This window comes from Lysinibacillus odysseyi 34hs-1 = NBRC 100172, assembly GCF_001591965.1.
Lineage (GTDB): Bacteria > Bacillota > Bacilli > Bacillales_A > Planococcaceae > Lysinibacillus_B > Lysinibacillus_B odysseyi.
Genome location: NZ_BCVX01000002.1, coordinates 208,913 through 232,209 on the forward strand (window position 1 = coordinate 208,913; position 23,297 = coordinate 232,209).

A 23,297-nucleotide genomic window follows, 5' to 3' on the forward strand; every position below is an offset into this window, starting at 1 on the left:
AAAAACCGGGGGGAATTTCCCCCGGTTTTTTATATATAGATTGGCTGTACTTTCTTTGTTTTACTCGATTATTCCGAGTTTTTTCATTACTTTATAAATACCATCATCATCTACATGAGGAGCCATCACATCTGCCGCTGCCTTGGTTTTTTCATGGCCATTTTCCATCACAACCCCTGTCCCGACAGCTTCTAGCATCTCAATATCATTCAATCCATCCCCAAAGGCTATTGCATCTTCCATGGACCGTCCTAAATGGTCAAGTATTTTTTGGATACCACGCGCCTTAGAGCCTTCCTTCGGCAAAATATCGCATGAATATTGGTGCCACCTTACAAATTGTACCTCCGGGAATGTTTCTCGATATAATGGTTCATCTTTTTCTTCAATAAAAATCAACGTTTGGTAAACTGGCTTGTTTTTAAAGAAATACGCATCGATTCGCGGGTATGGATATTTGAGTGTTGCTAGACTTGTTTCAACTTTCTCATTATCCGGAAGGGAGGCAATCATTTCCCGTTCATCGAGGAATACAACTGGCTCTCCCCGACTCTCACCAAATGCGATAATTTTCTGGAGGTAGTCATTCGGAATAGAGTCCGTAAAAATAACCTCTCCCTTATAGACAACGTACTGACCATTGAATGTTACATATGTATCGATATCAAGCTCTTCTAACAGTTCCTTAATCATGAATGGGGCACGTCCAGTTGCGATTGCAATTTCATAGCCATTTTCCCGTGCAGTAAATAATGCCTCTTTAGTCGAAGCAGGGAGACATTTCTCACTATTGTAAAGGGTACCATCCACATCAAAAAATAATATTTTCTTCATATATTCCATCCTCTCTTTCTATAAAGGTCTTTACAAATTACTGAATATTCATTATAATAAGTATAAGGAGTGATGCGTTATGTTAAAACGTCTCAAAAAGAAATTGTTGAAACAGTTGAATGGCATCCTCGGAAAAAAATCAATTGCGTAAGCCCTTCAGTTTTTGAAGGGCTTTTCTTTATTTTAGGATAGCTGCGTGATAATATAAAGGAAATGCATTTATTTGACGAATTCTTTACATTGTCTTCATGTCATCTATACCTTTTCAGACATGTACTTATATAAAAGTATGAAAGGTGACGGAAGAGTCATGTAAAGGGTGGACCTAAATGCAACCACTATGTACGTACCAAAAGGAGAGTAATTATGATTTATAAAGTTTATTACCAAGAAAATAAGAATGAGATTCCAGTTCGCGAAAACACAAAATCATTATACTTAGAGGCATCTACAGAGCGTGAAGTTCGTGAGTTTCTAAAAGATCGAAACTACAATATCGAGCTTGTGCAACTACTTGAAGGAAATTACCTAGAGTATGAGCGCAATAGCCCGAGCTTCCGACTGGAGAACGCTTAATCGCTTATGAAGTTTGTTAAAAATGATCAAGCGGCTGTTTTCGCACTCGGCGGACTGGGCGAAATCGGCAAAAACACATACGGAGTTCAATTCCAAGATGAAATTATTTTAATCGACGCAGGTATTAAATTCCCGGAGGATGACCTGCTCGGGATCGATTATGTCATTCCCGACTACACATATTTAGTACGAAACGTTGATAAAATCAAAGGTTTATTTATTACGCACGGCCATGAAGACCATATTGGCGGTATCCCTTATTTACTGCGCCAGCTGAATATTCCTGTATACGGAGGCAAGCTTGCACTGGGTTTACTACGCAATAAGCTGGATGAGCACGGACTGCTTCGCACGACAAAGCTCATAGAAATCAAGGAAGAAGATGTCATTAAGTTCCGGAAAACATCGGTAAGCTTCTTCCGTACGACACATAGTATTCCAGATGCGTTTGGTATAGTAGTAAAAACGCCACCTGGCAATATCGTCCATACAGGGGATTTCAAGTTCGACTTCACACCTGTAGGCGAGCCGGCCAACTTAACGAAAATGGCTGAAATCGGACGTGATGGCGTATTGTGTCTCCTTTCCGATAGTACGAATGCCGAAGTACCAAACTTTACGATGTCTGAACGTAAAGTCGGGGAAAGCATTAATGATATCTTCCGTAAAGTGGACGGGCGAATCATTTTTGCTACCTTTGCATCAAATATCCACCGTCTGCAGCAAGTAACTGACGCAGCTGCTGCACATGGTCGCAAAATCGCTGTTTTCGGGCGTTCAATGGATAATGCTATTACAATTGGGCGGGAGCTTGGTTATATTACTGCTCCGAAGGAAACATTTGTTGATGCCCAAAGCATTAACCGTCTTCCTGCAAATGAAGTGCTGATTTTATGTACAGGATCGCAGGGTGAACCGATGGCAGCACTATCACGTATTGCGAATGGAACACATCGCCAAATTCAAATCCAGCCTGGAGATACGGTCGTCTTTTCATCATCTCCTATCCCAGGGAATACAATTAGTGTCAACAAGATTATCAACCTACTATTCCGTGCAGGCGCAGAAGTTATCCATGGATCTCTCAATAACATCCATACGTCTGGACATGGTTCACAGGAAGAGCAGAAACTAATGCTTCGTTTGATCAAGCCAAAATTCTTTATGCCAATTCATGGAGAATATCGTATGCTGAAAATGCATACGGAGCTGGCCATTGATTGTGATGTTCCTGCTGAAAATACATTTGTTATGGGAAATGGTGATGTATTGGCATTAAGCGCGAATGAAGCGCATGTAGCAGGACGTATCCCATCTGGCGACGTTTATATCGACGGCAGCGGAATTGGCGATATCGGCAATATCGTTCTGCGCGATCGCCGCATTCTTTCAGAGGAAGGGCTTGTCATCGTTGTAGTAAGCGTGGATATGGCGAACCAAAAAATCGTTTCTGGACCAGACATTATTTCCCGCGGATTTGTGTATATGCGCGAATCCGGCACGATGATTAACGAGGCCCAAAAAACATTGGCACAGCATTTAAATGCCACAATTCAGGAAAAGTCTACTCAGTGGACAGAGCTAAAGAACGAAATTACAGATGTTTTAGGTCCTTACCTTTTTGAAAAGACTAAACGTCGTCCAATGATTTTACCAATCATTATGGAAGTGTAATAAAATATTTACCGCAGCACGTATACTTGCTGCTTCTATGTACTCAAAAGAGCAGTCCAGAAAGTTTCCGCTTTCTGGACTGCTCTTTTAGTTTTTTATAACACTTTTTTCATAAAACGATTAATATCCACATCGGCACCGATAATGAGCAGAAGGTCCCCCGTCAGAATAGGATCTGTCGGTTCTGGTGTAATAAGAATCTCCTCCCCTCTTTTAATTCCGACGATGTTAATGCCGTATTTTGCCCGTAGATCCAAATCTACAAGAGAGCGGCCGGCAATTCTGTCACTTACCTTGATTTCCATAATGGAATGCTCATCGGATAACTCCAGGTAATCAAGTACATTATTGGAGATCATGTGATTAGCGATTCGGATCCCCATATCCCGCTCAGGATGGACGACGAAATCCGCTCCAATTTTACGCAGCACTTTCTCATGATAATCATTATTTGCCTTAACAGTAATCTGCTGAACACCCAGCTCCTTGAGAATCAGGGTCGTTAAAATACTTGATTGGATATCTTCCCCAATAGCCACAATCACATGCTCGAAATTGCGTAAACCAAGTGATTTGATGACTGCTTCATCTGTTGTATCCGCTACAACTGCCTGTGTCGCAATATGTGCAAAATCATCTACACGCTCCGGTGAAGAATCGATTGCCATAACATTCGCACCTTGAGAAATCAGCTCTTTTACAATACTCCCGCCAAAGCGGCCCAGTCCAATGACAACAAATTCTTTTCTCATATGTACTCCCCCTATTCCTATTGCTTACAGTGTAACGTAATTTCTGCAAAATAAAAAGGTATGGCATATGCCCTACCTTTTCGAGTCTTCAATGATACGTTGAATACGTTTTTCAAGCATCCGTAAAGCGGCTCCTCCCGCTTGATAATGACGAAGCTGGCCCTTCTCGTCAAATAGATAATAGGCAGGCACATAACGATTCGCAAAACGGTCTGTTATGAGGAAATCATTATCTACGACAAGCGGATGGGCTATATGATAATAATTTGCAACTGTCTTCACATTTTGAAGAATCATATCCTCTTCTGTACGAGGCATATGGACGGCTATGACATTTATATGAGTGTCATATTTATCCGCCAGCCCGCTGATTGTATCCAGCCCATATTTACATAAATCACAGCTAACCGACCAGAAGTGGACAAATGTCGGTTTTTCTGTAAACAATTTTTCATTTACCTTTATATTATTTAACCAATTTGCTCCATCAAATGAAGGTATCGGAGCGCGCAGTTTCATCTTTCATCCTCCTTGCTCCCTGTTATGATATGCAAATTTGGTTAAAGTGTCGCTTGACCGGGTCGCCAATTTGCAGGACATAATCCCCCACAATGCAGAGTTTGGACCACTCTTAATATTTCATCTTTTTAAACGCTCTGTCCTACTCTAGGCAAGGTAGGGATGTATAGTATCGGTCGATATACCAACCACCACTGTATCCAGTCCGGTGAATTCATCATAGCGGTCGCTTATAGCCGTAATTTCTGTCGGACATACAACTGTAAAATCCATCAGGTAAAAAAGCAGCACTGGCCATTTCCCCTTTTCCATTACAGTTAATTCCTTTTCCTTTCTATAACTGCTTTCATTTTTAACTAATTATTCATTTTTACATCATTTTTCAAAAAGATAGATTTGTTCATCTATTCCATTTCAACTGAAACCTGCTTCCTTTTTAGCCCGTACCTCCTTCTACCTTGTTAAAATATTTTCACATTATGAGAAACTTTTTTACCTGCATTGCTTCTGTTGGCGCTTTAACCGGCTGACTCTTTGCTTTTACTAATGTTTTGTCTACCTAAAAGGCTTTCTAGCAGCCCTTATTCGAATAAGCAGCAAGCATTGAAGTGGCCTTTTTAAGAAACCTAAAAAAATCTCTTGAAATCATAGGATAATTCGATATAATTATTATGTTTTGTAAACTTAAAGTTTGGTAATAGTAAACTTTAATACTGTTTGTTTATCATTACTAAACAATGCAGAAGGGATGTGCCAAATGCAAATCGGAGCAAAAATTAAAGCTTTGCGATTGAAAAAGGGACTCACGCAAGAAGAGCTCGGGGAACGCACAGACTTGACAAAGGGTTATATTTCCCAACTGGAACGTGATCTGAACTCCCCATCTATCGAAACGCTCTTCCATATTCTCGAGGTACTTGGCTCGACACCAAAAGAATTTTTCGATGATACATCCGAGGAACAACAGATTGTTTATACGAAGGAAGATCAAACAAGCTTTACCGATCATGAAAAAAACTATTCAATTGAATGGCTGATTCCTACCTCGAATGAAAAGGAAATGGAGCCTGTCATTTTAACCCTACAAAAAGATGGTGAATTCAAGCAGTTTGAACCCTCATTATCTGAAACATTTATTTATGTATTAAAGGGGCGCATCCGCGTCGTCATTGGAAACCAGGAGTATATTGCCGGTGAAGGTCACTCGGTTTATTACGAGGCATCTTCTAATCATCAGATATTTAATGCACACAGCGGTCTGACGAAGATGCTGCTAGTAGCTACTGAATCTTATTTGTAATGAGGAGGACAACGATAATGGATAACACAATTATTCGTTTTGAAAACGTAACGAAAACTTATAACGATGGAACAACCGTCCTAAAAAATATCAATTTCGAGCTTGAAAGAGGCAAATTTTATACATTATTAGGTCCTTCCGGCTGTGGCAAAACAACGATTTTACGTATTATTGCCGGGTTCACCGATGCCACAACAGGTGATGTTTACTTCAAAGGAAAGCGCATTAACAATGTGCCAGCAAATGAAAGACAGGTAAACACCGTATTTCAGGACTATGCGTTATTTCCCCATCTAAATGTTTTTGAAAATGTAGCATTCGGTCTTCGTATCAAAAAAATAAAGGAAACGGAAATTAAGGAACGTGTCTTGGAAGCATTAAAATTCGTTAACCTAGCCGGATACGAAAACCGGGAAATTTCTGAAATGTCGGGAGGACAGCGTCAGCGTGTAGCAATTGCCCGAGCCATCGTTAATGATCCTGAAGTGATTCTATTGGATGAACCGCTATCTGCGCTTGATTTAAAATTACGTACAGAAATGCAGTACGAGCTGCGGGAATTACAACAGCGTCTTGGCAAAACATTTGTCTTCGTCACACATGACCAGGAAGAGGCGTTAGCAATGAGTGATGAGATTTTCGTCCTTTCCCACGGAGAGATCATGCAATCCGGAACGCCCGTTGATATTTATGATGAACCAATCAACCGTTTCGTCGCTGATTTTATCGGTGAATCAAATATTGTTGATGGTGTCATGATTGAAGATTATAAAGTACAGTTTGCTGGTAAAGTATTTGAGTGTGTTGATGGCGGAATGAAACCGAATGAAAAAATTGACGTCGTTATTCGCCCGGAAGATTTGGAAATCACTTCAGTAGAGAACGGAAAACTGATTGTACGTGTCGATACACAGTTGTTCCGCGGAGTTCACTATGAGCTATCGACATATGATAAAGACGGCAACGAATGGCTTGTCCATTCACTTAAAAAGGCAGAAGTAGGTGCAGAAATCGGTTTGGACTTTGACCCAGAAGCAATTCATGTCATGCGTCTGAATGAAACAGAAGAAGAGTTTGATAAACGTTTGGAAGCTTATGGAGAAGATGACGATGCAGAGTAAAAACCGCACAGCATTAATACCGTACGTCGTCTGGATTGCTTTATTTGTTATTGCACCGATTGCCTTAGTTCTTTATTATTCCATGCTTGATCTTTCCGGGAATTTCACGCTGGCCAACTATCAAAACTTTTTCTCACCGGTTTATTTAAAAATGACCTTTACAAGCTTCTGGTATGCGTTCCTTATTACGTTCTTTACATTATTGTTTGCATACCCGACTGCTTATTTGCTAACACGGACAAAGCATAAACAGCTATGGCTTATGTTGATTATTATCCCATCATGGATTAACCTGCTTTTAAAAACCTATGCATTCATCGGTATTTTTGGCTTGTACGGCCCGATCAATGCATTTATTGAAGTTTTCGGCTTTAATCCTCAGCAAATTTTGTTTACGGATTTCAGCTTTATTTTTGTATCGGTATATATCTTCATTCCCTTTATGATCATACCGATCTTCAACTCGCTTGATAAACTAAATCCGTCCCTTATTTTTGCTGCACGTGATCTTGGGGCATCCAGCTGGACAACATTCCGCCGTATTGTATTTCCATTAACAATTGACGGCGTAAAGTCCGGGATTCAAGTTACATTTATCCCTGCCCTGTCCCTGTTCATGATTACACGACTGATTGCAGGAAATCAGGTTATTACGCTTGGTACAGCTATTGAACAGCAGTTCCTCGTCTCTCAAAACTGGGGGATGGGTTCAACAATCGCTGTATTCTTAATCGTGTTCATGGTGCTGACTATGTTAGTGACTGGACAAAAGAAGAAAGGAGGCCGTGTTTAATGAATAAATTATCTGCTGCCTCTAAAGCCTATTTGCTAATAGTGTTTATCGTTTTGTATGCACCGATTTTTTATTTAATTTTCTATTCGTTTAACAGCGGCGGCAATATGAATAACTTCGAGTCTTTCACATTGGAGCACTACAAAGCAGTATTTGAAGATACGCGCCTGCTTGTTATTCTCATTAATACAGTGCTGATTGCCCTGTTGTCAGGTTTTATTGCTACAGTCATTGGCACTCTCGGTGCAATTGGGATCGTTTCTATGAAGAACAATAAATTGCGCAATACGTTCCTTTCATTAAACAATGTTCTTATTGTATCACCGGACGTTGTGATTGGAGCCAGCTTCCTTATTCTCTTTACGATGATAGGCGTAAAGCTTGGATTTACATCAGTGCTTGTATCCCATATCGCCTTTAGTGTGCCAATTGTTGTACTGATGGTACTGCCGAAGCTTTCGGAAATGAATACATCCCTGATTGATGCGGCACACGATTTAGGAGCGACAAAACGAGACGTACTGAAACGTGTTATTTTACCTTACATTGCTCCTGGTATTTTTGCCGGCTTCTTTATGGCTATTACGTATTCACTGGATGATTTTGCTGTAACATTTTTCGTTACAGGAAACGGTTTTTCTACTCTTTCGGTTGAGATTTATTCCATGGCCCGCGCTGGTATTACTTTGACAATCAATGCTATTTCCGGCCTGGTCTTCTTAGTGACCGTCCTTGTTGTTATCGGCTACTATTTTGTCAATTACCGGGCGAAGGCAAGAATGGGGGAATCTAAATGAAGCAATTAGTACAGGCTTCCATTGCCATTATCGTTGTCTGTCTCCTTTTATTCTTTGCTTCACAGTCTTTAGAATCTGCCGGTTCAAAAGGCAGCAAGGATACTTTGACAGTCTATAACTGGGGCGAGTATATCGACCCGGCTTTAATCAAGGCCTTTGAAAAGGAAACAGGCATTCATGTTATATATGAAACATTTGACTCAAATGAAGCGATGTATACAAAAGTTCAGCAAGGAGGTTCATCATACGATATTGCTGTTCCTTCCGAATATATGATAGAAACAATGATTGAAGATGATATGCTGGTCGAGCTTGACCATTCCCTGCTTCCGAACTTGAAAAATATCGACCCGTACTTTTTAGATCTGCCATTTGATCCAGGCAATACGTATTCTATTCCTTACTTCTGGGGAACAGTTGGTATTGTCTATAACCCGAAGATGGTGCCCAAGGATTTGACTTTCAAATCGTGGGAAGATTTATGGGATGAACGTTTAAAGGGTAAGGTTTTCTTAGTAGACGGTGCACGTGAAGTCATTGGTATGGGACTGAATTCACTTGGCTACTCTTTAAACGTAAAAGATGATGCAGCACTTGATAAAGCAACAGATAAACTAATCAAGCTGACGCCAAATGTGAAGGCCATCATTGGTGATGAAATTACACCGCTGATGATTCATAATGAGGCTGCGGTAGCTCTTACATGGTCCGGTCAAGCGGCTGATATGATGTGGGAAAATGAAGAATTGGATTTTGCGGTACCAGAAGAGGGATCTAATTTATGGTTTGACAACTTTGTTATTCCGAAGACTTCCAAAAATATCGAAGGTGCACATGCCTTCATCAACTTTATGCTGGATGCTGAAAACAATGCTCAAAACGCTGACTATGTCGGCTATTCGACACCAAATGCTGCGGCATGGAAACTGATGGATGAAGAAGTCATTAATGATGAACGTTTCTATCCGGATGTTGAACTTCGGGAGCATCTCGAAGTGTATGAAAATTTAGGTCTTACATGGCTTGGAAAATATAATGAACATTTCCTTAAGTTTAAAATGAACTTAAACTAGGTAAAGTACGCACAGCGGACAGCTGTGCGTTTTTCCGTCCTTTTTCCTGAGCTTTACAATAGAGACACCTGCAGTCTAATTATGTTAGACTATGTGTATTATCATTTCAAAAATCGAAATAATTTAGAAGAAAGGCGGTGTCACATGGCCAAAGGTACTAATAATGGTGCTCTTTATATACTAATGTTCAACCTTTTCATCACAATGGGAGGTATCGGCATTATCGTCCCGGTTATGCCCGCATATTTACAAATATTCGGTGTAGGGGGACAAGTTCTAGGGTTCCTGATTGCAGGCTTTGCATTGGCACAATTTTTATTTTCTCCGGTTGCCGGGGAGCTATCCGACCGTCACGGAAGAAAAATGTTCATTATCGGCGGGCTCATCGTCTACGGCTTTTCTCAAATTTTATTTGGTCTTGCCGATGCAGTATGGGTATTATTTATTGCCCGCTTTTTAAGTGGTGCAGGAGCTGCCTTCGTCATGCCGCCAATTATGGCCTTTGTTGCTGATATCACGACTGTGGAAGAACGCGGTAAAGGAATGGGTATGCTGGGGGCTGCTATGAGTCTGGGCTTTACTATTGGTCCTGGGCTCGGCGGTGTCTTATCAGGCATCAATTTGCATTTTCCTTTTTATGTAGCTGGCTCTGCTGCATTAGTCGCAGCTGTTTTATCATGGCTGATCTTACCAAATATTAAAAATACAGCAGATATGAAAGCTGTGGCAAGACCACCGAGTGAAAATCTGCTAAAACAATTGGTTAAATCGACAAGAGCGTCCTATTTTATATTTTTAATTGTTGTATTCACTTTCAGCTTTGGGATCTCTAACTTCCAGTCGACATTATCGCTTTATTTAGATCATAAATTCGGCTATACGCCACTGGATATTTCTATCATTTTAACTGTCGGCGGCTTTGCAGGGGTTATCCTTCAAATATTCGTCATTGATAAGTTGTTTAAGAAATACGGGGAAATGAAAGTCATTTTAGTCAATCTATTACTGGCGGCTGTCATGATGCTACTTGTTATATTCGTAAGCGGCTTCTTCGTTGTACTCATCGTTGCAACCCTATTCTCTATTGCTACTACATTTATCCGTCCAGCGGTAAATACGCTCATCAGTAAAGTAGCAGGTAATGAGCAGGGCTTCGCTGCCGGAATGAACAATGCGTACATGAGTCTAGGTAATATGTTTGGCCCGGCCTTAGCCGGTATGCTTTTTGAGTGGAAAATCACATCTCCTTATATTTTAGGAAGCATTGTATTAGCTGGCTGTTTTGTACTTGCTTATACTTGGGCAACAAGGAAAGCATCTCATCTACTGCGTGCCTCTTAACAAGCACAATATAAAGGCCGCCCGGGAACATATTCCCGGGCGGCCTTTTTGTATAAAACGCAAGGTGTGCAAACAATAAAGCTTGCCCACCTTTTCTCTATAAGCTTCTAATGAATGCCTCAACAAATTCACTGTTGAATGACAATAGTTTTTCATCCGGATTCATCTTTGATTGATGCAGTCCATACGAGCAATTAGCACCGCTCCAAAACATAGCACCTGGGATCTCCTTCACAAAATAGCCAAAGTCCTCTCCAGTCATGGCAGCAGGGCATCGGTAGTCCGTCGCCCCTTCATATTCCTTCGCAAAGCTCAATAGGCGTTCTGCACAGGCAGAATCATTATTTACCTCATAATACATAGAACCGTAGTCTATAGAAACCGTACATTCAAATGCAGCTTCTATTCCTGCACAAATCGCCTCTATCCGCCGCTTTACCTCCTGCATAGAATCAGCATTCAATGTGCGGATAGTACCTTCTAGTCGTGCATTCTCTGCAATGACATTCTGCACTGTCCCGGCTGTCATCTTTCCAACAGTAATAACAGCACTGCTCATCGGATCGACATTGCGGCTCACAATCGTCTGCAGCTGCAGCAGGAGGTTGGCTGCTGCTACTACCATGTCGCGTGTTTTATGAGGATAAGCAGCATGCCCGCCGATTCCCTTTAAATCAATAAAAAGCTCCGATGTATTGGCAAATAATAATCCCGGGCGCGTAGCTACCGTGCCTACCGGGTATTCCGGTGCTACATGGAGTGCATAGATCTCGTCACATAGAAGGTCCGGTCTTTCTTCCTTCAGCCAATTCAACATTGGCTCTGCGCCTCCTGGACCTTCCTCTGCAGGCTGAAAGTAAACATTGACATTTTGTTTTGGACGACTTGCCGTAAACGCCGCGACTAGGCCAAGTGCAACCGTCATATGACAATCGTGGCCGCACGCATGCATATGCCCTTCATGCTTAGACGCATAAGCAACACCTGTTTCCTCTTTTACAGGCAGCCCATCGATATCTGTCCGCCAGCCAATTGTTTTGGACGGATTTGTACCGCTAATAGATACAATAAGCCCCGTACGCCAAGTTGTAACTGTCAAATGTTCCTGCGGTAATTCAGCTAAAAATGACAGGATATACGCTTGTGTTTTAACTTCCTGAAAACCGAGCTCCGGAATTTGGTGCAGGGCCCGGCGGATTTCAATCAATGATTGCATGCAGTCACCCTCTTAAATATTTCGTAATGCATCAATTACTTCTGTTTTTGATTTTGTTTTTTCGTCTAGCTCTTTTAGTACCCGGGCTGGAACTCCCCCTACTACTGTATAAGGAGCTACGTCTTCAATAACGATAGCGCCTGCTGCTACAACGGCACCCTTTCCGACACGTACGCCTTCTAGTACGACAGCATTAGCGCCAATCACTACATCGTCTTCGATAATAACCGGCTGTGCACTTGGCGGCTCAATTACCCCTGCAAGCACTGTTCCTGCCCCGATATGGCAGTTTGCACCAACCGTTGCACGTCCTCCAAGGACAGCGCCCATATCAATCATTGTCTTTGGCCCGATTTCTGCTCCGATATTGATAATAGCCCCCATCATAATGACAGCCTGATCACCAATCGTTACTTGGTCACGGATAATCGCTCCTGGTTCAATACGGGCATTAATATGCTTCATGTCCAGTAACGGTACACCGGAATTTCTTCTATCATTTTCAATAACATAGTCTGTAATTTTCCCGCCATGGTTTTGCAGTGCTGTCTCGATTTCGCTCCATTCGCCAAACACGATTGCACTATTGCCTTCGCCGAATACTTTTGTATCTTTTCCATATGATAAAGACGCTGCGTTGTCGCCTTTTACATATACTTTTACCGGTGTCACTTTTTTAGCACCGGAAATAAATTCAATAATCTGCTGCGCGTTTAATTTTTCGCTCATCCTATTTTAACCTCTCTCTATGTAAGAATAATTAACGTGTTATGATTGTACTAAAATTTCTGTCAAATATCACGTAATTAATTTTTGTATTCATATAAACAGCGTGCGTGGTCTTGCACAATGTCAACGAAAGCATTTACTTGCCGCAGCTCGAATGCAGACTCATAGCCGATCAGCCATGTATCTCGTGTCAGCCCCATATCGTTCTCCGTATGATGGAGAGGGATTTTATTTACATCCTCCGAGCCGTTCAATGTAATGGAAGGCAAAATAGCAAAGCCAATCCCATTAAGTGCCATTTGCTTGCATGTTTCGATTTGGTCTACAATAATCTGATGACGAGGATTTTGATTGAAATGCCGCTGCCACCACTGAAGAATTTCCTGGTAATAATCTGAGTCACTTTTAAATTGAATGAATGGCCGGTCTGTTGTAAGCAAATCTTCCAATGCTTTAATCTCCTTATCGACCAAGTACATCATATCCCGAAACAGGTGAATTTTCTTTCCTTTCCAATCCGCCTGTCCACGCACTATGCCGATATGTGCTTCCCCTTCATATAGGGCTTTCACAATTTCAGAGCTCCAGCCTGTCATGAGGGAGATTTTTGTATCCGGATATAATGTCACAAAATCCTTTAATACTTTAGGCAGCCAATTCAGCCCTACAATAGAAGCACAGGCAATTTTAAGTGTTCCATGCACTTTCGAATTGAATGCCTGGATTGTTTCAAACACTTCCTCCCTTTTGGCAATTTGTTCAATCGCATACTGAATAACAAGCTCTCCTGCCGGCGTTGGAGTCAATCCTCTTTGCGAACGTAAAAATAACTGCGTTTCCCATTCCTTTTCAATTGATTGTAGGCGTTGGGATAGAGCCGGCTGAGTTAAAAACAGCCGTTCTGCCGCCTTTCGCATATTCCTTTCTTCAGCAAGCACTTTGATGATTTCTGCTTCTGTTGCTGTCATCTCGTCCCCTCCTCTTTCATTATCCATTATGTCTCTCTCTAGTCCGGCTCATACTCTCTAAAACTAGAAAACTTGTGCCAAAAGAAGTTAAAAGTCGACAAAACCCTTTACGGATTTTGCCGACCCTTTTTATCCTTCACTCTGGTAAATATATTTTTTTAGTTGTTTTAAAATAACACGACGGGTCATAATGCCAGCAAATGTTCCTTCTTCGTCTATTACACAAAGGAAAGCATGGTTAATGACTAGGTCAAGAGCGCGCTTAAATGTATCTGTAACTTTTAAATAGGCGACTTCTTTTTGCATTATATCGTCAACTTTTATATCTGGAAGACGGTCATATTCAATCCGTTCTAATCCTAAAATTGCTTCTGTAATCATTTTGCTGCTGAGCAATCCCTGTAAGCGGTATTTAATATCCAATACAGGAATAGCCGAATACCCTGTACGTGTCAAGACAAGCAATGCATGTTCCGCGCTGTTTCCGCTTTGAACATGAGCAACCTTTTCGGATGAAATAATAAAATCTTTAATAGGTACATCCAATAATTCTTTGTTGTTTGTTGAAAGCATGTCATTCTACTCCTTTACTGCCCAAAAATCGAACAGGATAGTACACTCGTATTTATCATATCACACTTGCTTTTAGAGTGCCTACGCATAGGAGCCCTGAAATTCTTAAATTTTCCCTTTAACATTTTGCAAGAAAATCACTGCTGCTTTCAAGTAAATAATGAAAATAGCGGTGAACTCTCTTTCTAAAAAGACAGCGAATTCACCGAAAAACCTAGATTGCTAAGATGAAGACGGGACAATTCCGGCCGTACCCATATTGGCCGGTAATGTCCCTCTGTTCCCTTTTTAACTGCTAGCAGCGTGGTAATAAAAAATGATGATAGCCATGAATATTCCGACGACAAAGTACATCATAATAATAGGGTTCAGTAAAAATGGATGACGAGCAACTGCCTGGCTGATTGTATCATGTGTTGCATCGCGTCGACCTATATGCTTTGCCACAGCTACAGTTGAATAAGCTGCTATCCCACATAAAACAGCGACAATGATGCACGCTCCCCACCATATAGCGTTCATCGAATCCTCCCCTTTCGTTTCTTTTTAGTATTACTGCGCTCCTAGTAATTTATGCAGCGACGGACAAGCCAGTTTAAGCAAAAATGCCCTTTCCCAAAAATAACAGCATCGAAAAGTTTACTTTTTTCACATACTATAGAAAAGCGTAAAGCAAGTTAATCAGCACACAGGCGGCGGCTTCTAAAAAAATAGCAAACAGCTTGAGACGTTGCAAGAGCGTCAGCGACGAAGCGGCTCAGGGACCTTCTTCAGGAAAGCATCCGCCGATACAGTAATCAGCAGTCTAAAAGAAAAAGCCATAGCATAAACAGTTTCCTGTTTTTTGCTATGGCACAATCTCTTTTGATAAGTTTTTTCAGTATCGCCAAAAATGTCAATTCCTTTGGCCTTCAGTACAGCCTTCTATTAGGGCATTAAGTATTGACTAATAATTTTTTCGACGGGCAGCGGTTTATCATACAGATAGCCCTGTACTTTTTTACATTGCAGGCTGCTTAAAAATTTCTCCTGGTCTTCCCGTTCCACTCCTTCTGCTATCACTTCTAATCCAAGGCTATGGGAAAGGGAAATAATCGCTTCAATAATCGCTTCATTTTTTTTATCCTTTTCGATATCAGCGATAAACGATTGATCAATCTTAATGATGTCAATTGGATAGGTTTTTAAATAACTCAGCGAGGAATAGCCGGTTCCAAAATCATCTACCGATACGTAGACACCTATCTTTTTAAGCTTTTGCAGTGCAAGTGTAGTTTCCTCTACGTTCGTCATGGAGCTTTCTGTAATTTCCAGCTCTAATAGAGCAGGGTCCAGCTCATAGCGCTTGATCAACTGTTCAATCTTGCTCACAAAGTCAGCTTGTCTAAATTGCTTTGGTGAAATATTAACAGCAATTCGGACAGGCCGGTACCCTTTTTCACGCCACTCCTTCATATACTCGCCAACTTTTTCTAACACCCAGTCACCGATTTCTATTATGAGACCTGAGGATTCTGCGAGCGGAATAAATTGGCCGGGTGACACAAAACCGAACTTCCGATTGTGCCAGCGTATCAATGCCTCAAAACTATTGCTTCTTTTTGATTGTAAATCAATCTGTGGCTGGAAATGGATCGATAGCTCCTCCAATTCAATGGCTCTCCGCAAATGGGCCTCCAATAAGGCTTCATTCGGAAATACTTGATTCATCTCTTTTTGATAGAAGCTATAATGGTTTCTGCCGTGGTTCTTCACATAAAATAACGCCTGGTCTGCATGATGCAGCATTGTATCTAATTGCGGGATTTGCTCGGCAATACTGATCGCAATACCGATAGAAGCCGTAACGTAATAATCTTGCTGCTCGACAACAATCGGTCTTTTTAACAGCTGCAAAATATGCGCCGCCAGCCTCTCCACTTCTTCTCTTTCCTGATAGTGGTAGGTGAAGACAAATTCATCACCGTTATAGCGGAACACCTCACACTGGTTACTGCGCAATCCTTTAAACCAGCTGCTGATAACTGCAAGCATCCCATCTGCCATAGGTTTTCCTAATGACTCATTAAATTTTTTAAAGCGATCCAGATTAACGATAAGAAGGGCTGTATGGAGCTCCTTCTTTTCCTCCATCATCAGTTCCCATCCTTCTTGCAGGGCACGCCGGTTCAATAAGCCAGTTAATTCATCCTCATAGGCAATTTGCTCATGAGCAGCAATCGACCGCAGCACGATAAAAAGCAATCGTTCATCATTTATTGTCAATTCCTGTGTATAACAAGCATATTGCTTTCCGGATTGAATAGTTATGTATTGAACTATTCGGCTTTCTTCTTCAATGAAGGTATGGATCACTTGCCAATCCGCTATGCCGAAAAATGTTTCTGCATCAACATGCTTCTCGGCAAAATGGCCAAACAACCGGATAGCCCTTTCATTTATCTCTTCAACGGTATAGCCGCATTTTACTTTTTTCAACATTACAACAGCATCGAATGGATTTAGTCGAATGATTTGCTGCAAAGCTTGCTCTCTCTCTTCTGCTATGATTCCTATCACTTCGGATCCTCCCATCCAACAATCATCCTGATGCCTTCCATTTCCATTAGCTAACAACTTGGCAATGGTATTACATCTTATACAGCCATTATTCTACTCTTCAACAGGCTCACCGATTGCCTCTTGAAGGAAAATTTCCTGGCTGTTGATTTTCTTGTCGCTATTATGATCTTCTTTATAGTGATATTTCCCATTTGAGTCCTGTATACGTGCCTTTTGATTGTCCTGCAGCTGTAGCTCCATAATGCGCTGAATTCGTTTTTTAATATCAAGCGAATACACAGGAAACAAAATTTCTACCCGCTTAATCATATTCCGCGTCATCATATCCGCCGAAGATAAAAAAACTTTATTTTCACCATTATGATGGAACCAATAAATGCGAGAATGCTCCAAGAAACGCCCCACGATGGAAGTCACGGTAATATTTTCGCTGATTCCCGGGATACCCGGTCGCAAACAGCATATTCCCCGTATAATCATCTCTACCTTCACGCCAGCAATCGATGCCTCATATAGCTTCATCATCAAATCTTTATCCGTCAAAGAATTCATCTTTACCCGAATAAAACCATTACCATATTTTTTATGGCATGCAATCTCTTCATCGATCAGACGAATAAACTCATCCCTAATATCAAATGGCGCTACAACGATATGATGAAATTGCGGCTTTTCTGTATAGCCGCTTAAATAATTAAAGAAATTCGTCGCATCGATGCCAAACTCCTTGTTGGAAGTAATAATAGCCATATCTGTATAAACCTTTGCCGTAGCATCATTATAATTTCCCGTTCCAAGATGGACAAACCGTTCTATTTTCTCCTGACGGCGCCGAACAACGAGCGTAATTTTGGAATGTGTCTTTAAATTGTTCATTCCATAAATGACAAGACAACCTGCCTGCTCTAATAGCTTTGCCCAATGGACATTATTTTCCTCATCAAAACGCGCCTTCAACTCCACCAGCACTGTCACTTGTTTGCCATTCTCAGCAGCCTGCTTGAGTGCTTGAATGATTGGAGAATTTCCGCTTACACGATATAATGTCTGTTTAATCGCCAGAACAGACGGATCACTTGCTGCTTCTGTAATGAAGTCAACAATCGGTACGAACGATTCATACGGATGATGGAAGAACAAATCCTGGGTTAATGCCTTTTCGAATATATCTTCATCTGACCCTAGATCAAGCGGCGGCTGCGAAATGAAGCTTTCATATTCAAGATGTTCACGCCCTACAGAAATTGTCTTTACAAAAGAGAATATGAATGTAAGGTCGAGCGGACCGTCTATCCGAAAGACATCCGATTCGCTGATTTCGAATTCATCAAGTAAATAAGCCAGCACTTCTTCATTCATTTCACCATCTCGTACTTCAAGGCGCGAACCGACTCCCCATTTTCTTTTTTTCAATTCCTTTTCAATTTCGGAAAGCAGATCCTGTGCTCCTTCCTCATGAATCGTTAAATCTGCATTACGTGTTAAGCGGAATGCCTGGGAGGACTTTACCTTATAACCATAAAATAAGCGGTCAATATGACTTGTAATCACATCTTCCAACAAGACAAATATCGTTTCCCCTTCGTTCGACGGTACTTTAATAAACCGGTCCAATACAGACGGCACCTGTACGATAGCCACACGGTCGGAACTTTCTCCGTCCGCCTGATTGCTTTCCAGACGGACAAGAAGATTCAATGTTTTACCAAGCAATGTTGGAAACGGGCGATAGGCATCTACTGCCACCGGTGTCAATACAGGGAAGATGGTTTCTTCAAACAGTTCATTAATGTATTGCTTTTGTTCTATCGACAAATATTTGAAATCCTTTATATGAATATTTTCCTTCGGCAGGCACTCATCCACTAGAAAACGGTATACTTCTGTTTGCCGGCGAACAAGTGCCTGTGTACGTTCTGCAATCTTTGTCAGCTGCTCTTTAGGTGTTAGGCCGGATTTATTCTCAGGCTTATGGAATCCCGCTCTGATCTGATCCTGGAGACCTGCCACACGTACCATAAAAAATTCATCTAAATTAGAGCTGAAAATTGCGAGAAACTTCAAACGTTCAAGAAGCGGATTATTTATATCCTCCGCTTCCTCCAGTACACGCTCATTAAAGGCTAGCCAGCTAAGTTCGCGGTTATTATAATATTGAGGCTTTGCAATTTCATCGAGCAAGGCTGTAGGTTCAAAATCGGTTGCAGCTGTCTCCGTAAGTCCCGGATTCAAGTATGCGTTTTGAAGCTCTTCAAAATTGATTGTCATACCTCTTTCCACCTTTCTTCTTTGAAATGGATCTGTACCTCACGTTTAAATACACGTTCAATATGTTTTTTTGTCTTTTCTGCCTGATAAATTTCAGCGATAGCGCTTCCTTTTACAATGATATTCACATGAATAACCCCGTCAGCCATCTCAACTGTTACCTGTCTTGTAACGTTTCGTTTGGAGACATTCAGGGCATAGACGAATTTCAATAATGCGCCGAATTCCCTTAATTTCTTCCATTCCTCCCTCGTCAGCCACGTTTCAAAAGGAGCTGAAAAACGACGAAAATAGTCACGGTTTTTATAGGAGGCCAATAATGCCAGCTTGATCCGGCCAATATGGTTCATCCCGGCGATGGATTGGTTTGACAGCAGGTAAAACGTATGCTGGCTGGAAGAATCAAGCTCGATATACTCACCAATTGAAAATACCTTCGCTGCGCGCTGGATTAGTTTTAAATCCTCTTCTTGATAGGTGAACAGCTCCAAGTCACAGCATTCGCGGTACAGCTGACCGCTTAATCGGTGAAGGGTATTCATTTCCTCCTCTGAACGGCCATATTCAAATGCAAACCGTTTGGCATTTTCCGCAAAGACATTGTACTTATCAAACGCTTTCGCATCTTCCTGTAACACCTTATTAATAATCAGGCCTTCTCTTAGCCCTTTTTTGCTCAATTGAAAGCTATCGGTCCCTACCACATCCATCAGCGTCGTAAATACTTCCAGCGCCGGCACGATAATATCAGCTCGATCTGTCGATAGCCCGTCCAATTGTTTTAGCTGTTCAAAAGTCATTTTGCCAAGGTTTCTCTTTAGTGCCAGCAGATCCGGTTTATGCATTTCATAATGATGGACACCTGAAATCGGATAATCGATTTGCTGCTGATGGATCTGCGCCACATTTCTTGCGCTTCCGCCAATGGCAATAATGGGTAGTCCGACTTCCCGAATCCACCCAAGCGTCTCAAATTGTTCCCTCACATACGCGTGCAGGGCTTGCCGTTCTTCTTCATTAATAACGGAACCGCCAACAAATTTTTGTTTCAAGCTTACAGTACCAAAAGGGAAGCTGTAGGTTTTTTGCAGCTTTTTATTTTTAAACAATGTTATTTCTGTAGAACCGCCGCCTATATCGATCGTGACAGCAGAAGGGGTGTCCATAGAATTGACTACTGCCAAAAAACCAAAATAGGCTTCTTCCTCTTCGGAAAGGATATCCAGCTCTATACCGGTTTCTTTTTTCATACGCTCTACAATTTCATCCTTATTAATCGCCTGGCGTATTGCAGCTGTTGCGGCCGCCAGAATATTGGTTACCTCATAGTCCGCCAATATTTGCTTAAAAGATAAAAGCGTCTGTGATAGAAGACGGATGCCTTCTTCGCTCATTTCACCGGATGGCAGTAAATATGTGCGCAGCCGTGCTACTGTTTTAATATTGCCGAATTCATGAAGTCCTTCCTTTTTGTCATATTTATATAAAACAAGCCGAATTGTATTTGAGCCAATGTCAATAATAGCTGTTTTTAACCTATTCATCAGATTCACTTCTTTCTCTCCATATTCAGCGACACAGCTATCCATTAACATTCATCCCATTTTTTTGTCTATCAAATAAAAACTCTCTATGCCTGCTCGTTTACTATAGAGTTCCAAAGCCGCACCCTTTTGCAGTTTTTTTCTTTGCCAAAAAAAGCCGGAATACCATAATAGCACCCGACTTTTCCTTTTATATTTCCCTAATTTACAGGCGCTGTTATTTAGAGAATCAATTGATCCATGCGTAAAATAAGCTCTGCAATTTCCGGTTTGGAAATTTGGTCCTCTGCACCTACCTCTTCACCTTTATGGCGAAGGTCATCTGTAATCAGGCTTGAGAAAATAATGACCGGCAATTTTTCCAAATCCGGATGTGTTTTAATTTTTTTTGTTAAGTGATGTCCGTCCATTTGAGGCATTTCAACATCTGTCACAACTAGCTGCACATGGTTTTCAATTTTTTTATCCGCCTTTACAAGCGCTTCTAAATAATCATAGGCATCACGGCCATTTTCAAAGAAATCTACATTTGCATAGCCCGCTTCCGACATTGTATCAAAGAGAAGCTTACGTAGTAGCGGTGAATCCTCTGCTACTACAATTTTCTTTTCAGAACGATCGCGTTTCCCTAGTTTTTTTACTGCCTCGATACTAATACTAGAGGCCGGATTAATATCAACCATAATTCGTTCGAAATCAAGAAGAAGAATCATTTCATTATTGTACTTTACAACACCGATAACCTGAGAAGCTCCGCCCTGATACATATCTGATGGCTTTTCAATCTGATCCCATGAAATACGGTGAATTTGTGTCACATTATCCACATGGAAGACAACACGCTGCTTATTAAATTCCGCCACGATATATTTTTGCTGCGGATTACGCTCTGTATTCGGAATACCTAAAACCCGCAGCATATCTACTACCGGCAGCACCTCGCCACGAAGCTGTATAATCCCCTCTACATGCGGATGTGCATGAGGAATAAATGTTACATTAATCGGTTGAATAATCTCTTTTACTTTAATGACATTGATTCCAAATTTATTATTAGCGACCTCAAATTCTACTATTTCAAGCTCGTTTGTACCACTCTCTAATAAGATACCTTTGTTTTCCTTTACCAAAACTTGCCCGCCCCTTTCGACGTTTACCTATATATACAGTAATTGTATCATAGGCAGGGCGTTTCTCCTATATTCTAATTCTACTAGTATGTGACAAAATATACTCTTTTCATTCATTATCATCTAAGATGATAGGAGTACTTTTATCTTGTTAACTTCACAAGCAGCGAGCTTTAATAACTTCTTATTTTTCTTTGTAGTATTGGATTAATGCCTGTGTTCCCTTTTCTCCATAGCCCCTTTTCTCCAGCTCTTCATAGAGCTCTTTTGCCAATGTCAGGCCTGGAAGCTGGAGATTCATTTTTTCAGCCTCTTCTAGAGCCACTTTCATATCCTTGATCATATGCTTTATATAGAAGCCTGGTTCTAGATCACCCTTCAGCATGCGGGGAGCCAGATTCGATAAAGACCAGGATCCTGCTGCACCTGAAGTAATCGATTTCAGTACGTCCTCCATTGAAAGACCAGCCTTTAATCCGTAAGCCATCGATTCGCATACGCCGATCATTCCTGAGGCAATGACTATTTGATTGCACATTTTAGCGTGCTGGCCGGCACCTGCAGCTCCATGGTAAACAACATTCGTGCCGAACAGTTCGAAAATAGGGAAAAGCTGATCAAATATTTCTTTTTCTCCTCCTACCATGATAGAGAGCGTACCGTTTTGCGCTCCAATATCCCCACCGGAGACAGGTGCGTCTATCATATGTACTTTCTTTTCCCGGCCTATTTCAAACAGTTTTTTAGCCAGGCTCGGCTCAGAAGTTGTCATATCCACCGCGATTGCACCCACCTTCGCTGCCTGGAAAATGCCGTCCTTTCCTGTAAACACTTCTTCTACATCTTTTGGATACCCTACCATTGTCAGAATAATATCCTGTCCCTCGCTTGCTTCTGCAGGCGTCTCTGCCCATTTTGCTCCTAGTTTTACAAGTTCGTCTGTTTTACTTTTTGTCCTGTTATATACTGTTACTTCATGACCAGCTTTGAGTAAATGCTTTACAATGCTTGCTCCCATTACACCGGTACCGATAAAAGCGATATTCTTTTTCATTTTCCATTCCTCCCTTTTTTTCTTAGTGTATCAAATCTTCCGGTCAATAATTTAAAAAATTCGAATGAATAGAAAATTTTATTTACAAGGTTACAGCATGGACTTCGTTATTTTTCCCCAAAAAAAGAGAGCAGCTGCTTTTCGGCATCTGCTCTTAAGGGGGAAATGAGAATGTTGCTGTGTTCAAGAGTATTATTCCCACTATTTTTCGTCTTAAACATTTTTTAAAATTTATTGGAGAAAATTTTTTTTAATAAATTCATGTTCCTTTTCTTCCGTACTCAGCATATCGTATTCATTTAGCAATTCATCAAGTCGTCTACTTAGTTGGATTGTTTTTGCATTTTGAAAGCCATGCTTCAAACCGGATTGAATCATGAGTGTACGTGTAAGTTCTACTTGCTTTAAAATGCCTTTTTCCATTGGTTGCCCCCCATATGAAAGTAATTATTAGTTTATTATACGATAAATTG

The 23,297-nt window shown here is 41.1% G+C and carries 22 protein-coding genes and 1 pseudogene; 8 read left to right on the forward strand and 15 right to left on the reverse strand.

The features are described 5' to 3' along the window. Positions 1-60: 60 nt before the first annotated feature. Positions 61-834, reverse strand: a complete 774-nt coding sequence (locus tag BOD01S_RS03855) for a Cof-type HAD-IIB family hydrolase (RefSeq protein ID WP_036155887.1) — start codon at positions 832-834, stop codon at positions 61-63. 366 nt (positions 835-1,200) lie between these two features. Here BOD01S_RS03855 and BOD01S_RS03860 point away from each other — a divergent pair, with 366 nt between their 5' ends. Further along, positions 1,201-1,410 (forward strand): DNA-dependent RNA polymerase subunit epsilon, encoded by a 210-nt coding sequence (locus BOD01S_RS03860; RefSeq protein WP_036155885.1) that lies wholly within the window; start codon positions 1,201-1,203, stop codon positions 1,408-1,410. Positions 1,411-1,416: 6 nt separating this feature from the next. Further along, positions 1,417-3,084 (forward strand): ribonuclease J1, encoded by a 1,668-nt coding sequence (gene rnjA, locus BOD01S_RS03865; protein WP_036155883.1) that lies wholly within the window; start codon positions 1,417-1,419, stop codon positions 3,082-3,084. Positions 3,085-3,179: 95 nt separating this feature from the next. On the opposite strand, the gene BOD01S_RS03870 is transcribed toward rnjA, so the two are convergent. The 3 genes and pseudogenes from BOD01S_RS03870 to BOD01S_RS22445 form a co-directional block, all read right to left on the reverse strand. Continuing rightward, the gene (locus tag BOD01S_RS03870) at positions 3,180-3,836 is read right to left on the reverse strand and encodes a potassium channel family protein (protein WP_036155881.1); all 657 of its coding nucleotides are present in this window, start codon (positions 3,834-3,836) and stop codon (positions 3,180-3,182) included. Between the two features lie 72 nt (positions 3,837-3,908). Next, entirely contained in the window at positions 3,909-4,355 is a 447-nt protein-coding gene (locus BOD01S_RS03875; protein ID WP_036155879.1) for a redoxin domain-containing protein, read from the reverse strand. Positions 4,356-4,396: 41 nt separating this feature from the next. Continuing rightward, a pseudogene (locus BOD01S_RS22445) lies at positions 4,397-4,667 on the reverse strand (redoxin domain-containing protein); the annotation flags it as partial. Positions 4,668-5,112: 445 nt separating this feature from the next. Between BOD01S_RS22445 and BOD01S_RS03880 the strand changes: the two are divergent. The 6 genes from BOD01S_RS03880 to BOD01S_RS03905 all read left to right on the forward strand — a co-directional run bounded on the left by BOD01S_RS03880 (position 5,113) and on the right by BOD01S_RS03905 (position 10,780). Further along, the gene (locus BOD01S_RS03880; protein WP_036155877.1) at positions 5,113-5,655 is read left to right on the forward strand and encodes a helix-turn-helix domain-containing protein; all 543 of its coding nucleotides are present in this window, start codon (positions 5,113-5,115) and stop codon (positions 5,653-5,655) included. Positions 5,656-5,672: 17 nt separating this feature from the next. Further along, positions 5,673-6,776 carry an ABC transporter ATP-binding protein gene (locus BOD01S_RS03885; RefSeq protein WP_036155875.1) on the forward strand — a complete coding sequence of 368 codons (1,104 nt, stop codon included), beginning with the start codon at positions 5,673-5,675 and terminating at the stop codon, positions 6,774-6,776. Next, positions 6,766-7,569: an ABC transporter permease gene (locus tag BOD01S_RS03890; protein ID WP_036155873.1), complete on the forward strand. Its 804-nt coding sequence runs from the start codon at positions 6,766-6,768 to the stop codon at positions 7,567-7,569. The genes BOD01S_RS03885 and BOD01S_RS03890 overlap by 11 nt, the downstream gene beginning before the upstream one ends. Beyond that, positions 7,569-8,366 carry an ABC transporter permease gene (locus tag BOD01S_RS03895; protein ID WP_036155872.1) on the forward strand — a complete coding sequence of 266 codons (798 nt, stop codon included), beginning with the start codon at positions 7,569-7,571 and terminating at the stop codon, positions 8,364-8,366. Before BOD01S_RS03890 ends, BOD01S_RS03895 begins: the two co-directional genes overlap by 1 nt. Next, on the forward strand, positions 8,363-9,439 hold the full coding sequence (locus tag BOD01S_RS03900; protein ID WP_036155869.1) for an ABC transporter substrate-binding protein: 1,077 nt from the start codon (positions 8,363-8,365) through the stop codon (positions 9,437-9,439). The genes BOD01S_RS03895 and BOD01S_RS03900 overlap by 4 nt, the downstream gene beginning before the upstream one ends. Before the next feature lie 81 nt (positions 9,440-9,520). Continuing rightward, on the forward strand, positions 9,521-10,780 hold the full coding sequence (locus BOD01S_RS03905) for an MFS transporter (protein ID WP_081977998.1): 1,260 nt from the start codon (positions 9,521-9,523) through the stop codon (positions 10,778-10,780). 97 nt (positions 10,781-10,877) lie between these two features. Here BOD01S_RS03905 and BOD01S_RS03910 read toward each other — a convergent pair whose 3' ends face one another. From BOD01S_RS03910 to BOD01S_RS03960, 11 genes are all read right to left on the reverse strand, one after another. After that, complete coding sequence (locus BOD01S_RS03910; protein WP_036155866.1) at positions 10,878-11,996, reverse strand: N-acetyldiaminopimelate deacetylase; 1,119 nt, start codon at positions 11,994-11,996, stop codon at positions 10,878-10,880. Between the two features lie 12 nt (positions 11,997-12,008). After that, the gene (gene dapD / locus BOD01S_RS03915) at positions 12,009-12,725 is read right to left on the reverse strand and encodes a 2,3,4,5-tetrahydropyridine-2,6-dicarboxylate N-acetyltransferase (protein ID WP_036155864.1); all 717 of its coding nucleotides are present in this window, start codon (positions 12,723-12,725) and stop codon (positions 12,009-12,011) included. Positions 12,726-12,802: 77 nt separating this feature from the next. Further along, complete coding sequence (locus BOD01S_RS03920; protein WP_036155862.1) at positions 12,803-13,693, reverse strand: LysR family transcriptional regulator; 891 nt, start codon at positions 13,691-13,693, stop codon at positions 12,803-12,805. A 129-nt stretch (positions 13,694-13,822) separates the two neighbouring features. Next, positions 13,823-14,266, reverse strand: a complete 444-nt coding sequence (cbpB, locus tag BOD01S_RS03925; RefSeq protein ID WP_036155861.1) for a cyclic-di-AMP-binding protein CbpB — start codon at positions 14,264-14,266, stop codon at positions 13,823-13,825. Between the two features lie 288 nt (positions 14,267-14,554). Beyond that, a complete protein-coding gene (locus BOD01S_RS03930; protein WP_036155859.1) occupies positions 14,555-14,788 on the reverse strand; it encodes a hypothetical protein in 234 nt (77 codons plus the stop codon). Positions 14,789-15,193: 405 nt separating this feature from the next. Further along, positions 15,194-16,825, reverse strand: a complete 1,632-nt coding sequence (locus BOD01S_RS03935) for a putative bifunctional diguanylate cyclase/phosphodiesterase (RefSeq protein ID WP_233153099.1) — start codon at positions 16,823-16,825, stop codon at positions 15,194-15,196. A gap of 93 nt (positions 16,826-16,918) precedes the next feature. Beyond that, positions 16,919-19,096: an RNA degradosome polyphosphate kinase gene (locus tag BOD01S_RS03940; RefSeq protein WP_036155857.1), complete on the reverse strand. Its 2,178-nt coding sequence runs from the start codon at positions 19,094-19,096 to the stop codon at positions 16,919-16,921. Continuing rightward, positions 19,093-20,640, reverse strand: a complete 1,548-nt coding sequence (locus BOD01S_RS03945; protein ID WP_036156125.1) for a Ppx/GppA family phosphatase — start codon at positions 20,638-20,640, stop codon at positions 19,093-19,095. Before BOD01S_RS03945 ends, BOD01S_RS03940 begins: the two co-directional genes overlap by 4 nt. 221 nt (positions 20,641-20,861) lie before the next feature. Continuing rightward, entirely contained in the window at positions 20,862-21,770 is a 909-nt protein-coding gene (locus BOD01S_RS03950; protein ID WP_036155855.1) for a chemotaxis protein, read from the reverse strand. A 184-nt stretch (positions 21,771-21,954) separates the two neighbouring features. Next, the gene (locus BOD01S_RS03955) at positions 21,955-22,824 is read right to left on the reverse strand and encodes an NAD(P)-dependent oxidoreductase (RefSeq protein ID WP_036155853.1); all 870 of its coding nucleotides are present in this window, start codon (positions 22,822-22,824) and stop codon (positions 21,955-21,957) included. A 231-nt stretch (positions 22,825-23,055) separates the two neighbouring features. Beyond that, positions 23,056-23,247 (reverse strand): aspartyl-phosphate phosphatase Spo0E family protein, encoded by a 192-nt coding sequence (locus BOD01S_RS03960; protein ID WP_036155851.1) that lies wholly within the window; start codon positions 23,245-23,247, stop codon positions 23,056-23,058. Positions 23,248-23,297: the final 50 nt, after the last annotated feature.